This window comes from Leptolyngbya sp. NK1-12 (genome assembly GCF_032598965.1).
Taxonomy (GTDB): Bacteria; Cyanobacteriota; Cyanobacteriia; order Elainellales; family Elainellaceae; genus Elainella.
This window is the reverse complement of sequence record NZ_CP053586.1, coordinates 5,706,560-5,720,190: the sequence shown is the minus strand read 5'-3', so window position 1 is coordinate 5,720,190 and position 13,631 is coordinate 5,706,560. Positions and strand designations below refer to the sequence as shown.

General features: G+C 50.6%; 12 protein-coding genes and 1 tRNA gene. 7 read left to right on the top strand and 6 right to left on the bottom strand.

What is annotated here, in order from left to right; all coding sequences use genetic code 11:
- Positions 1 to 122 precede the first annotated feature (122 nt).
- From HJG54_RS24395 to HJG54_RS24385, 3 genes are all read right to left on the bottom strand, one after another.
- Complete coding sequence (locus tag HJG54_RS24395) at positions 123 to 986, bottom strand: inositol monophosphatase family protein (RefSeq protein WP_316431822.1); 864 nt, start codon at positions 984 to 986, stop codon at positions 123 to 125.
- A gap of 318 nt (positions 987 to 1,304) precedes the next feature.
- A complete protein-coding gene (locus HJG54_RS24390; RefSeq protein ID WP_316431821.1) occupies positions 1,305 to 5,084 on the bottom strand; it encodes an AAA-like domain-containing protein in 3,780 nt (1,259 codons plus the stop codon).
- Positions 5,085 to 5,386: 302 nt separating this feature from the next.
- Complete coding sequence (locus HJG54_RS24385) at positions 5,387 to 6,799, bottom strand: AAA-like domain-containing protein (protein ID WP_316431820.1); 1,413 nt, start codon at positions 6,797 to 6,799, stop codon at positions 5,387 to 5,389.
- Between the two features lie 274 nt (positions 6,800 to 7,073).
- Between HJG54_RS24385 and HJG54_RS24380 the strand changes: the two genes are divergently transcribed.
- From HJG54_RS24380 to HJG54_RS24365, 4 genes are all read left to right on the top strand, one after another.
- On the top strand, positions 7,074 to 7,862 hold the full coding sequence (locus HJG54_RS24380) for a lysozyme (protein ID WP_316431819.1): 789 nt from the start codon (positions 7,074 to 7,076) through the stop codon (positions 7,860 to 7,862).
- Between the two features lie 114 nt (positions 7,863 to 7,976).
- Positions 7,977 to 8,594, top strand: coding sequence for a lysozyme (locus tag HJG54_RS24375; RefSeq protein WP_316431818.1), 618 nt, complete (start codon positions 7,977 to 7,979; stop codon positions 8,592 to 8,594).
- 204 nt (positions 8,595 to 8,798) lie between these two features.
- A complete protein-coding gene (locus HJG54_RS24370; RefSeq protein ID WP_316431817.1) occupies positions 8,799 to 9,032 on the top strand; it encodes a hypothetical protein in 234 nt (77 codons plus the stop codon).
- A gap of 427 nt (positions 9,033 to 9,459) precedes the next feature.
- Complete coding sequence (locus HJG54_RS24365; protein ID WP_035999696.1) at positions 9,460 to 10,017, top strand: hypothetical protein; 558 nt, start codon at positions 9,460 to 9,462, stop codon at positions 10,015 to 10,017.
- A 33-nt stretch (positions 10,018 to 10,050) separates the two neighbouring features.
- Here HJG54_RS24365 and HJG54_RS24360 read toward each other — a convergent pair whose 3' ends face one another.
- Positions 10,051 to 11,007, bottom strand: coding sequence for an aldo/keto reductase (locus HJG54_RS24360; protein WP_316431816.1), 957 nt, complete (start codon positions 11,005 to 11,007; stop codon positions 10,051 to 10,053).
- Positions 11,008 to 11,492: 485 nt separating this feature from the next.
- On the opposite strand from HJG54_RS24360, the gene HJG54_RS24355 reads away from it, so the two are divergent.
- The 3 genes from HJG54_RS24355 to HJG54_RS24345 all read left to right on the top strand — a co-directional run bounded on the left by HJG54_RS24355 (position 11,493) and on the right by HJG54_RS24345 (position 12,898).
- Positions 11,493 to 11,699 carry a hypothetical protein gene (locus HJG54_RS24355; RefSeq protein WP_316431815.1) on the top strand — a complete coding sequence of 69 codons (207 nt, stop codon included), beginning with the start codon at positions 11,493 to 11,495 and terminating at the stop codon, positions 11,697 to 11,699.
- A gap of 106 nt (positions 11,700 to 11,805) precedes the next feature.
- Positions 11,806 to 12,381: a zinc ribbon domain-containing protein gene (locus tag HJG54_RS24350; RefSeq protein WP_316431814.1), complete on the top strand. Its 576-nt coding sequence runs from the start codon at positions 11,806 to 11,808 to the stop codon at positions 12,379 to 12,381.
- A 40-nt stretch (positions 12,382 to 12,421) separates the two neighbouring features.
- On the top strand, positions 12,422 to 12,898 hold the full coding sequence (locus HJG54_RS24345) for a T3SS (YopN, CesT) and YbjN peptide-binding chaperone 1 (protein WP_316431813.1): 477 nt from the start codon (positions 12,422 to 12,424) through the stop codon (positions 12,896 to 12,898).
- Positions 12,899 to 13,002: 104 nt separating this feature from the next.
- Here the strand turns inward: HJG54_RS24345 and HJG54_RS24340 are convergent.
- Positions 13,003 to 13,075, bottom strand: a tRNA-Arg gene (locus HJG54_RS24340).
- A gap of 27 nt (positions 13,076 to 13,102) precedes the next feature.
- The gene (locus tag HJG54_RS24335; protein ID WP_316431812.1) at positions 13,103 to 13,606 is read right to left on the bottom strand and encodes a GNAT family N-acetyltransferase; all 504 of its coding nucleotides are present in this window, start codon (positions 13,604 to 13,606) and stop codon (positions 13,103 to 13,105) included.
- Positions 13,607 to 13,631: the final 25 nt, after the last annotated feature.

Here is a 13,631-nt window from a genome sequence, read left to right as displayed (position 1 = left end):
GTTAGCTCTAACTTGGGAACTGCCACTGACCTACACTAAAATTCCCGTACCGACATGAGAACTCTCAATAGTAAGGGGAATGGGTTCTAATAGGACCGATATAACTATTGGCGGCTTGATAACTATTGGCTGGCTGCTTGCACTGCTGCCAACAGATCCTGATGGACAGATGGGGATGCGGCGATGATCAGTCCGGAGCGGCGATAGTCTTGACAGGTGGAAAGCGGGGGTAGAGCTTCACCCTCCAGCGTCGTAACCAGGCCACCTGCTTCTTTGGCCATAAAGGCTAGAGCCGCACTGTCGATCCACTGTCCGGCTTTAAGCACCGCTCCTGCGACTTCACCGCTTAACATGCCATTAATCAAGGGAACCTGCACCTGGTTGGAATAGGAGGTGGCAATGTCGATTACCCTGTAACGGTCTGACAGGAAGGGCGTCAAATGGCCCATTGCCCAGCCCAGGAAAAGGGTCGGATCGGGTTGGGAGATCTGCAACGGCTGGCAGGCGTCTAGCGGATCGTCTAAGTGACCCTGCCAACAGCCTTGGCCTCGCAGCGCATAACAGTAAGTATATTGGGCGGGAGTAATGGCAAGCACCGCTTCGTAATCATCCTGATTCAGCACGGTGAGAATAATTTGATAATTGGAGTGGCCATCGAGATAAAACTGGGTGCCATCGATCGGGTCCAACGTCACTAGGTAATCATCCTGGGGTCCCAGATCAATTGCTCGAAAGTATTTGGTGTTATAGGACTTTTCGTATTCCTCACCGTAGAAGCGAATATTCGGAAACAGACCTAGCAACGCCACTTCTACAAAGGTCTGAATCGAAAGATCGGCATCGCTAAGGGCAGCGGCGAAAAAGTTATCGGCCTGTTTAGCCGGATGGGCTACAATCTGAGCCTGGATCTGGCGAGCGTAGGCAGCAGCAACTCGCAGGTGGGGCAAAAGGGATTCCAGAATTTTGCGGGGAGTAGGCTGAGACATGGTTGGAGACTGATTTTGAATTTTAGATTTTGAATTGACCAGGGGCCTGGCATTTGTCAAATAGTCTAGAGCGCAATCACTCAGTGTAAGGTCTCGCTGGTGCAGGCTAGATGCTCGCACTGCATCTACCGTTTAATTTGGTGGACCCACTGAATAGCGGTAATTGGAGCAAAAAAAAAGACACGACAAATGACTGATTGCAACCACCATGCTATCAGGCTGCCAGACTCTTTAGCGTAGCCATGCCCACAGGGCTGTAGATTCAAAACTTATCATTCAAATCTAAAATCCAAACTCCAAACTCTAAAATCTAACAATTTATTCACACAGCGGTTTTGCATCGTTGCGTTCAACGAGTGCCAACACTGGATATTGCTCACAGTTGTAGAGGGGTGTCAGCGGGAAGACAGTGGGAAAGGCATTGCCCAAATCGACCGGGGTGAACCGGTCTAGAGCACAGGTAGTTTGATTCTGTTGATTAGCCAGACAAGTTTCTAATTCGGCTCTGTATCGCTGTGCTAGTGGATCGGTGGGCTTTAGCTCTAGCGCTTGCTTGAAGGCGTTGAGGGCGTCAGGAAAGCCGGATCGGCCTAGAAGCAAGGCGGCAAAGGCTTGGCTGAGCCAAGCTCGATAGTTCTGGGCTTGGGCCTCTTTCGCTAACACTTGATCGCTAAAGATCTGGATGGCGTCCCGGTAGTTGCCGGCTCTGGCATTGAAAGAACCGTGGTTGTAAATTAAATTCACCGAGGCAGGATTGATGGTCTGGGCTTTTTCAAATAGGACATTCGCCTGTTCGTAGTCGGTTTGGGTGAGCGGGTTTTGATTAATTAAAAAAGCGAGTAGTTCGGCTAGAATCGGCCAGTCGGATGCCGACAGCGTTGCTGCATCCTGTTCTAGATATAGGTTGATGGCTTGGCGATAGGTTTCGGAATAGGTAGGATTATCTTGCAATAACTGGGTTAATCCTAGGTAGAAGAACGCTTGAGGATCGCTGCTGCGAATCTTGATCGCGGTCTGAAAGTCCTCTACGGCTCGATTCAGAATTTTGGCTGCATCAGCAGATTCGTGCTTCCATAACAGCATCAGGGCTTGACCTCGGTTTTTCAATGCCTGAGTATCGTTGGGCTGACGGGCAATTACCTGACTACAGGCTTCTAAGACGCGATTGGCCGCTACGACTAGCTGCACATCCGACTGGGCTGAGGTAATCGTTGTATTGCAGGAGGCAATTTGCTGCGCTTGTACGGAGCGGTAGTAGCTCCAAATTCCACCCAACAGCAACACCAGCACAGCGGCCAAACTGCCGAACAGTACCGGGCGATTGGTTAACCATGCTGAGGATGAGGGAGTTGCGGTGGGCTGATTCAGGGCGCGCAGATCGTCGAGTACTTCCGTGGCGCTGAGATAGCGTTGATCCGGATCATGGCGCACCAGTTTGGTCAGAATGCGGGCGAGACCTTCACTGACGGGCACCATCGGCTGATCGGAGATGGTGAAGCGCCAAATAATTTCGCCAGTCTTGCGGTCGATGGTGAGATAGTTGGGTTGAATGCCGGTGAGGGCTTGAATTCCAATCATGCCAACCGCATAGAGGTCGCGGCTAAATTCCGATTTTTCTGGCTGTAGGACAGTGCGATCGACCAATCCGGCTGGCGGGTAGTAGCTGGGTACTCCCACTAAACGGCTGATCTGGCCTAACCGCTGTTCTAAAGGCTGCTCGAAGCGTACTGTCCTACGGCCAGAAAAATCAGCGAGTTCGGGCACCCCCTGCAGAATTCCAAAGTCGATCAACACGAGTTTGCCGTCCTGCTGGCGGCGCTTCAGGTTGGCGGGTTGCAGGTTGAGGTGGGACAGGTTTTGGCGATGGACAAATTCCAGAATTTCTAGAATATCCATTAGCAGGTGAATCACCTGCGTTTCGCTCCAAGGCTGGTTGGGGCGGATCTCGTCGCTGAGACTGCTGCCTTCGATAAATTCTTGAACGATGTAGAACTTGCCATCTTCTTCAAAGGAGGCCAACAGTTTAGGAATTTGACCGTGACCGTTCAATTTTTCGAGCTGCTTGAAGCGGACACTCAACATTTCATAGAGTTCTGCTGATGGTTTTTGGGACAGTTCTGTTTGAGGTTCTATCGACCGTTCTGCTGACTGTAAGATCAAATCAATCTGCTTAATCACATACTGATTCTGGCTGGGTAGATCTCTGTCTTTCACCAGAAAGGTTTGAATAAACTCGGATTCTCCCAGTTTTTTGATTACTTCGTATCGCTGTCGAATCACTGGACGTTCCTTCAGGGCCGCTAGCTCATGCTCGACCCATTCCTGATGGAATACACTGGCATAGATGCGGTTAGCCACGTTTAACTCGCCCGCCTGATTTTCCACCAGGCCCAGGTTAATCAGCGTTCGCAGTTCAGCACTATCGTCAGCAATCACCGCTTCTTGACGCAAAATCTTTTGGTAGAGACGCAATAGCTCCAGACATTTTTCGTCGCTCAACAGCGTATCTCGTAGCAGCCGCAGCGGTTCAGCCGAGACTTGGGTTTCCCAGTATTGAATTAGGCGCGTTTGCACCAAATGCTCGACCCAGCCCGCCTCGCTGCCTGCCGGGATCCGCGCTTCTGACTCTGAGATCAAAAGCTGACAAAGCTGTTCGGTCAACGCTGGTTGGGAGCCAGCCCAGGCTTGAATTTCCTGCATCAACCCCGCCGGATTTTGGGCGATTTGGGTCAGTTCGGGGGCGAAGCGGGTGAGGATTTTGGCGACTTCACTTTTGGCCTGCTGCGACAGTAACTCTGCTGTTTCGCGCGTCATGCGTTCGGCCATCATTTGGCTATGGGTGAGAAATCGCTGATCGTGTTCGCCCAATTCCTTATCCTCCGCCCAAGCCAGCGCATCTAGCAGTGCCCTACCCCGCAACAACCGTGACTCATCTCTGCAGCCAGAGGCATACCAAGCCTGTATGGCTTCGGCATAGGGCCGCAGATCGGCGAGTGCCTCTTGCACCCACTGTTCGTTAAACACAGCGCGGTAGATCGGATTATAGACGGTGAGCTGGCCTGCCTGCTTGACCACTAGTCCAGATAGCCGCAGTTCGCTTTGTTCGCGGCTCTCATCGGCTGGAATTGCTCCTAGGCGCAAAATTTGTTGATAGAGCCGCAGTAAGCGGCCCAGAAATGGTTTGTCTTTTTCGCGAATTCGCCGAGAAATGGTTTTGAGATGATCTGGGTTATCCTGCGACTCCCAGTTATCGATCACATAGGTTTGCACCAATGTTTCAATTGCAGCGGTTTCTGTTCCGGCAGCAATCGGGTCCGATGATTTGGCTTGGGTATCGACTAGAAGCCGACAGAGCTTTTGGGTCAGAAACGGTTGTCCTCCAGTCCAGCGCAAAATTTCGGCCAGCACCTGTTCCGGCTGCGCGGCGATTCCTTCTAGACCATCACTCAGGGGCTGTACCTCGTTGAGCTGAAAGCCATGTAGCTCGATGGCCCGCCCCAGGTTAAAGGGCGTGCGATCCCGGTCGGCAATCAGATCGGACGGTGTTGCCACGCCAATCAGCACAAAGGTCAAACGGCGGTAGGCTGGCTTTTGGGGCCGCTGATTGTAGCAGGCGCGGATAAAGGCAAAGAAATCATCTGTAGGGAAGCCCAAACTGAGGACGCTGTCAATTTCGTCAATTACAATCAGCACCGGCTGCTCGATCTGGGTCAGCAGCACCGTGTCGATGAATTCGCCCAAGCGGGCCAGCGGCGTCAACATGCGGCGTTCTTGCCACCAGGTGACCAAATGGCAGTCCAGCCCCAAACTAACCGCTAGATGATGGGCCAGCGTCGCATACCACTGGTCAGCACTCACCTGCTGCGCCCCAATTTGAGTCAGGTCGATCAGGGCACAGGCATAGCCTTCGGCCTCTAACCGTTTGCGCGTCCGCACTTCCAGGCTTGATTTTCCCATCTGGCGTGAGTTCAGCACATAGCAAAACTCGCCGGCCTTCAGTGCCTGATACAGATCCCGGTCTGCTTGACGCACTACGTAGCTGGGGGCATCCGCTGGTAGGGTAGCTCCAACGCGGTATTCGTAGGGGGGAGTGGGCATGGGTGGGGGAGGTGGGGAAGGTGGGGAAGGTGGGGAAGGTGGGCGTTGATTCGGTAGGGGCAAAGCATTTGCTGATAGATCTGTGTATTTGCGTTTTAGACGGTTTGGCAAATGCTTTGCCCTTACCTGTGCTGATAGATCTGTGTATTTGCGTTTTAGACGGTTTGGCAAATGCTTTGCCCTTACCTGTGCTGATAGATCTGTGTATTTGCGTTTCAGACGGTTTGGCAAATGCTTTGCCCTTACCTGTGCCGATAGATCTGTGTATTTGCGTTTTAGACGGTTTGGCAAATGCTTTGCCCTTACATGGGGAGGACGTTGAGGAAGTACTGGCGGTAGAGGAGGCAGCGTGGCTTGATGAAGTTGCCTTCTAGGTGAACTAGGCCCATGCTTTGCAGTTTGAAGGCGTGGGCGGGTTTGACTTGAATGGGTTCGGTGGCCATGACCACGTCGCGAAAGACTTGGATCAATTCTGGGGATTGTTCTAGATGGCTGAGCTGCTGCCGCAGATGGTTGCTGTAAATGCTGGCTTCGGTCGGGGCCGTTTGCAAAAACTCCTCTAAACTGACGGATTGGCGCTGCATTTGTTCCAATCCGAGCTGAAGCAGGTAAGGATGACCGCCGATTAAATGGGTAAGCTGCTCGACTTCGGCAGTACTCCAGGAGAAACCATAGCGCTGTACCAAATCCTGCACCTGTTCCAGGCTGAATTCGGGTAAATCCACCAGAACCCCGACCCCTGCCAGGGGAGAGGCATTGATGTCGAGAGCACCATAGATTTCGGTCGCGTGGACGATGATTAACCGCAGTTTCTGCCAGACGGGGCTGTGGCGATCGCTGCGGCGCGGCAAGTCATGCCAGTTGCGCAAGAGTTTGCAGAAGTCGGCGGCAATTTCTTCGTGCTCAAACACCAGATCGGTATTGTCGAGGGCGAGCACCAGCGGTTGGTTTAACGAACTGAGCAGATAATCCTGAAAGTAGAAAGTCGCGTTGTAACTGCCGGAAAAAATATCCTGCCATACCTGATCGATGGAATGACTGACGCCCAGTTCGCGGCTGACAACGGCACAAAACCATTTCAAAAAGGTGTTGAGGTCAGAGAACACGGCCCGATCGGCAAGCTGAAAGCTGAGGCAGACGGTTTGATACCCCTGTTGGCTGGCCTGCCAGAGCAATCGGGTTAGGAGGGTGGTTTTGCCCATATGCTGGGGAGCTTTGATCCGCACTAGGCCACCCGCAGTCTCGATGGTTTGGCTACAGGTATCTTCCAGAATCGGTCGCTCGATGTAGAGGCTAAAGTCCGGTTCGGTTGGATCAGACGGGCGCGATTCTAGCTGGAGGGCTGGAGCAGCATCGACTACAACGGGCGCTGACGCTAGGGGTGAGGCTGGAGATGGTGCTGGGGTAGGGGCGGCTGTCGGAAGGATGGTTACAGCAGTTGCTTCCGCCTGTTTAGTGGCCTGCGGGTCGTACCACTGGTTCCACTCCTGCGCATCAACAATATCAATCGGTTCTAGCTCTAAAGCGCTAACAATGTCGCGCACCGAATTGCGGTCCACCCGATCCCGACGAATCAGGCGTTTGAGCGTATCCGGAGCCACATTAGCAGCGCGTGCTAGGGCTTCTAACGTCAAGCCCCGTTTGCGTCGCTCAATTTCTAATCGTTCAATGCCCGCTAGCGTTGCCTGGACGCTGCGGCTGCGGCGTTTGTTCATAGGTATTGCCCTGATGGTGGCCCTGATGGTGGCCTTGATGGTGGATTGACGTATGCTTCTCACGTCAATTGTCAAAAATTTAGAACTAGTTGGTCAGCAGTTTGGTTGAAAAGCGATCCGGCAATTTGGATGATTTCACTAAACGCGGTTGAACTGCCCTAAACTGCCCCGTACTGCCCCTATCCGAATTAGCTCTGAGTTCCGTATTCTGAATCTCAACGGAATTTACCTCAACGGAATTTACCTAAATTGTCTTTTCTTTGCATCACCGCCTATGTTGTCTAACATTTTAAGGATTGTTCCAACTGCTCGTACCGAGAAGAACCAGCCGCAGGCATTGCCAAAGCACCAGTTCTTTGCCGCTTGTCCAGATGCGCATACCGTTACAACTCATACTGTCACAGCAGTTGCACCGCAGCAAAGCCAATCTGAGCTATACGGTCATACCGCTGATGAGTTATACGGTCAAAACTCCAGCGATTATAGCGTGCAGCTCTCGCCGCCTCTGGTGACTCTACGTCCTCTTCACCAAGATTTTACCCAATCTCCTGGTTCTACCCCTGCTGTTACAAAGCCAGCCAGCTCTCTGCCGCCACATTCTCCTGTGCCGTTGCTTGAGCGCATCAATGATTGGGTCAACCACTGGTTAGATGGAACTGCCGATCACCCAGCCGAGCCAGGAAGGGCAAACAGCACCCATCGAGCCATTGGATCGGCCTGGCTAACCAAACCCCGCATTAACCAGCAAGGACTAGGACTGCTGCGCCAATTTGAACCGCTGCCATCCTACTCAGAACAAACGATTCGAGAAATTGAGCAGGCAGTTCTGCGCCAGGTTAAGGTGCCGCTGACGGCCAACCAATTTTCGGCACTTGTTTCACTGACGTACAGTTTGGGCGAAGCCAACCTCAGACGCTCAACCTTGCTGAAGTATCTCAATACAGGTCGCTATCAAGCTGCGGCTCGTGAATTTGATCGTTGGGTTTATGTTGGCCCTAACCGTAAGCCGGATTTGGTGGTGCGGCGAGCTGCTGAGAGAAAACTGTTTCTACAAAACGATTAGCGGGAATTGCTTAATTTATCGGGTTGATGACCTCGTTTTTTCGTTGATTCAATCTACGCCGAGTCGCGAATCACTTGTAGAACTATGAAACGCTCAGGAGGAGGAAAAACTCCAATGGAATCTAGCAAATTGACCCAGGCCAAACCGACTCAACCCCAAGCCCATTGGAATAGCGATCCCCTAGAACAAGCACTCCTCAGCACCCCAATCGGACTGATGGAACAGATGTCGGCCTCTTTGCTAGCCGTTGTTCTTAGTGGCATTAACCGCTTGAGTCACTGGTTTATTGGACAGAAGATTAAGCTAGAGAAAGTCAACATGCTTGACCGTTGTCCTCGTATCGATTCAATTGCTTTATCGATTAGGGTTGGAGCCAATGCTCGAACGAATCCCTACGGCATCGACATCATCAAACGCTTCGAAGGGTTCCCCCCCGATGTGGAACCAGACGTGAGAGAAGCAGAGCAGACGGTAAAACGACTGGTTAATGTGCCGCTGACCTCGAATCAGTTTTCTGCACTCGTTTCCTTCACCTACAACTTGGGTGAAACGACCTTCCAGCAGTCTGATTTGTTGAGGCATCTGAATGCAGGACGCTACAGAGCTGCAGCCAAAGAATTTGATCGCTGGGTTTACATTGGCTCTAGTCGGTTCGCCAAATTGGCAGCCCGACGAGTCGCAGAGCGAGGACTATTTTTGCGAGACGATCGGGTAAATCATTGTGGACAATAAAGAAGAGTTGAGAGAATTAGATCCGGATTGGACAGAAATAGGGCACCGATAGTCAGTTTGCGATAGTGGGTTTACTGCGGGTTTACTGTAAGGTTACTGCGAGGTTACTGTGGCGGGCATCTAGCCCGCTTTTGTGTATTCAGTTATATTAGTAGCGTTGGCTATATTGTAAAATATGCACTCATGCGCTTTGTGAGGCATCCTATGTCTGAGAGAATCCAACGAACTGTTCACCAAACTCTGATCAATGCACTGACGATCTTGGCGAAACAGGGAGATGAGCGAGCAGCCGAGGCGCTGCAAGAAGTTCAGGCTACCAACTACGAGATTATCGAGAATGAACCCGACGAGCACGTCGAGATGATTTTGAAATACTCTGATGGCACCTATCTAGTCACAGAGCAAGGGGCAAGCTTTTTCCCAGCTCAAGAACAATGATCTGACTACCAAGATCTGACTACCAGATCTGATTACCAAAATTCCATTCTAGTCAGACCTCCACGCTCAACAGGTACATCAGTAACAGATGCAACGGATAGAATCAGAATGATGCAGTAAATTGGCGATTAGTTAACAATCCAGTCACTCATCTCCTATTTCTAGATGACCAGATGATTTTTGAGACCAGATAATTTTTGATCTGATTCGCTGACTTCATCAACCAATCTTCGCTTTTCTGGACCATCCTCTGTCAACGACCCAAAACCATTGTTTTTCCATCAGTTATGACAAACCTTGCCGATATCAATCAAGATATATTGACATTGGCTATAAAACTTGAGACAAATTTTAGAATGTCAAGTATACACAATTGGTCAAATTAGCAATAGAATAATCTCAAGTAATTTACTCTCAGTATCTAAAAATGGCAAAAACGGCAGCAACCCGCAATCGACCCAAATCGGCCAATGTCTCTAAAACCGCCATTGACCAGCTCGGTTCTATGTTGCAGGATCTCTCTGAAAAACCAAAGGCAGAAATGTCTTTGCGAGAAGCAATTGATGAACTGCGTGGGCCAATTCAAAGCGCGATGGCTAAAGGGTATAACTACGAAGACATCGTGAAAATTTTGGCAGAGGAAGGGATTCCCACCACCGTTACCACCGTGAAGCGCTATATTTCCCTGGGTAATCCTCCCAGACGTAAATCGTCAGGCAAAACTCGGGCAAAGCGTAGCCGCACTGCATCGGTCGAGGCTGAAGTGACAGAAGCTCCTGCACCCAAAACCCGTAAGTCGAGCAAAGCGGCTGAACCGGTGGAAGAAGCTCCCAAACCCAGAGGCCGGCGTAAAACGGCGGCAGCTAGTGCAGAACCTCCTGCCCAAGCCACAATTAAAGCGGAACCAAAAAGCAAAACGACGAAGGGAACTCGCGCGGCTACGACGACGAAATCTACTGGTAGAGGCCGCAAAAAGTCATCCTAGAGTTGGGGCTGCGTGAGGTAGAACATTAAGGACTTAAGGATTTTGATGCAGGAATGTGTTGATCTCGTCTAGTTCCGCCTCACGCAGACGAAACTCTGCGGCCCCAATGATTCCGTCCACCTGTTTGGCGTTGCGTCCACCTACAATCGCTGCTGTCACAGCTGGATGCCGCAATGTCCAGGCAATGGCGACTTCAGCGGGTGAGCGTCCGTGGCGCTGGCCAATTTGTCGCAGCAATTCAACTAGATTTAAATTACGCGATAGGCGCGGTTCCTGAAATTCCGTGCTGGTTTTGCGCCAGTCGTTGTCTGGTAAATTGGCAATCCGTTCTTTGGTCATTGCCCCAGTTAGTAATCCCGATTGCATTGGCGAGTAAACAATCACGCCAATATTTTGCTGCTGACAGAAAGGTAATATCTCCTGCTCTACTTCCGGTTTGATCAACGAGTAGGGCGGTTGCAGCGACGTGATGGGCGCAATTGCTTGGGCGCGCTGCATCTGCTCGACATTAAAGTTAGATACCCCAATGTCGCGCACTTTTCCTTCCTGCTTCAGTTTCGCCAGCGTTTCCCAACCTTCTTCAATCTCTGGGTCTGGATTGGGCCAGTGAATCTGATATAAGTCGATCACCTCAATTTGTAGACGGCGCAAACTGGCTTCTACTTCTCGCCGAATTGATTCGGCTTTCAGGCTCCGTCCTAGTTGGCCTTGCTCATCCCAAATTAACGAACATTTAGTGAAAATGTAAGGATGATGCTGGCTTTGCTTGAGTGCTCTTGCCACAACCTCTTCAGAATGTCCTAGACCATAAACGACAGCAGTATCGATCCAATTGATGCCCAAGTCTAGCGCCCGCTGAATTGCCGCAATCGAATCCTGATCATCTTGTGATCCCCAGCCAAACTGCCAGTTACCACCACCAATTGCCCAAGCACCATAGCCAATCGGAGTAATCTGTAGATCTGAGTTGCCAAGTTGTTTTGTCTGCATAATAAATTCCCGGGTAGTTTACTAAGTTTGTATCATCAGAAGTAACTTTATCTGTTACTCAATCTAGTTTCAATCTATCTTCATTGATTAGCTTAGATCCTGCGCCATGACAAGATAAAGTGAATCAATTTATAGATAAACTCAGTATGAGTTAGGAATGGTGGATCTGTGGAGCTAAGGGTTCAATCAATCGCATCCGGAGCGATACTTTGTGCTTGCAATACTAAGTCGGTGGCTCGGCTGAGCTTCGTCGAGCGCCCTCCGACTCTCCTGATTAGCTGAGTAACCCGCATAGGCGAGTTTGGCCTGTGTAGGCGCGGCTTACTCCAGAGTGTTGTCGGTCAGCTGTTGATGGCTCCTGTGATAATCGCTCGGCGCGATCCATAAAACTGTATTCAGATTGTCTTTCGCTGCGGATTCGAGTCTCGATATACTGAATCTCGATATACTGAATATTGCTTTGCTGTAACTCTGCGGAAGAAGCTATGGATCTAGTGTTGATTGTTGCTACGGTAATTGTGGCCGGGTTGATTTTCTCACTGCTGGTACGGGTGGTGAGGGCAGCACTCGGCACGCTGATTACCCTCGGACTAGTTCTCCTCGCGTTGCAGTTTCTCTTTGGTATTAGTTTTAATGATATTTGGCAAGAGATGGCCCAATTATGGCGTAGTCTCGAACAAGCGATTGCGTGAGTTGAGTCAGCGGCCCTTTTAAGGCAGTTTCAGAAAGAATCATTAAGAACCCTGAAGTAATTCCGCCCACCTTTCACAATGGAAGAGTAGAGTGCAGGTGCTTCTCATGGCCTATGGATGTGATCTCGGCGGTGGTCAACGAGTTTATTTAGATAATCAGGGTAGCCAAACCGTGATTACTCTTGCTTCTAGCAGCCCAGGGCAGCAGCAGCAGGCGAGTACTGGTTTCCAGACCGGACGTTGGAATGGATCTCCCCAAGCGTTTCAAACGGCGAGCGGGATTGTGATCAAAATTCCCCTGGCAGACGGCGATCGATTCATCCAAATCCAGGGCAATCGCATTCATTGGGTGAACGCAGGCACAGTTGAGACGGCTCAACCATTAGTAATGCAACAAGTCGAAATGCCAGAACTGGCCTCGATGCCACCCATGCAGCCCATGCAGCCCATGGAAATGCAGCCCATGAAACCGATGACAATGGGCAACATGTCAATGAATATGAACCCAATGGAAATGCGGATGGGTGATATGGAGATGCGGATGGGATCGGCTGCCGCGGCAAACCAAACAACCCACCAAGCCTCTGCCCAGCAGGACAGCAAGCGCTTTTGCAATCAGTGCGGTTCATCTGTCAAACCTGACGATCGGTTTTGTTCGAGCTGCGGCAATCGGCTAGGCTAGAGTTGGGTTAGAGCTAGGTTGAAACTGGATTAGAGAATACATGACTATTAGTTTCACCAATCCCATCCAAGCGCTTACCTATCGCAAAGTAGAAGATTACCTCACCACCTCCATCCTGTTCCGAGATGCACTACAAGTTGCTACGAATCAGCCCAGCTTCTATGTCACCTACGGTTCAGCTTTGATTAGCGTGGAGGTGCTGGCGTGGGATGTGCATCCCTGGGAAAGTGGAGATCTGGCAATCGTCAAGGCGTGCAGTTGCGTTACGGTTGATAGCCAGGTAAACGCAGCGTTGATGCACTATTTACTATTGGAAAATAGCCGCATGCGGTTTGGTGCGTTTCAACTCGGTAATGCCAACGAAATCCTATTCGCCCACAGCGTGTTAGGAGGCGAAAATATGGATTTGATGGAGCTACAGACTTGTATTTTGTCGGTTGTAACAATTGCCGACACCTACGACGATATCATCGTCGAGAAATTTGGCGGACAGCGAGCCGTTGATCGCTTGATGTAGATGGGGTGATATTGAAAAAATTGTCAAAATTGTCACTGCTCGCTTCAACGAGTAGAATACACAGGTTCAACAGCAATCATAACCATCTTTAACGCTATCTTCAACGAGCATGGAGGGATTCGAACCCCCGACCCTCAGAACCGGAATCTGATGCTCTATCCACTGAGCTACATGCCCTCAAACCTTTCCCATCATAGCAGTTTATCAGCTAAGCGTAAACCTACAGAGTTGTTTCATCATAAACACGCTGTTTGGGTCATCCGTGTAGTCGGCAAAGGGGCCGCAATCCTTGAAGCCATACCGGGTGTACAAGGCGCGGGCTGGAGCGAATTCTGGCATGGACCCGGTTTCCAAATACAGATAGTCATAACCCCGTTGCTCGGCTACTTGAATGATGTGGGCAAGAAGCTTGGAGGCAACTCCTTGACGACGGTGGGCCTTGACGGTACGCATTGACTTGATTTCACCACTACTGGAGTCGAGCTGCTTTAGAGCACCGCATCCAAGTAATTCATCGCCCTTCCAGGCAGTCCAGAAGGTAATGTCGGGTAACCGTAATGCTTCTAAATCGAGCGCATGGACACTTTCGGGTGGGGTGATCTCATACATATTTTCGAGATGTTCCCGGAGCAGGTCGGCGATTTGTTTGCCGGTCAGGTTGTCTTCGCGAATTTCCAAGCGGCTCAGCTCTCTCTGATCAGCTATCACTCAAAGATTTTACTCTAGTTTGTGT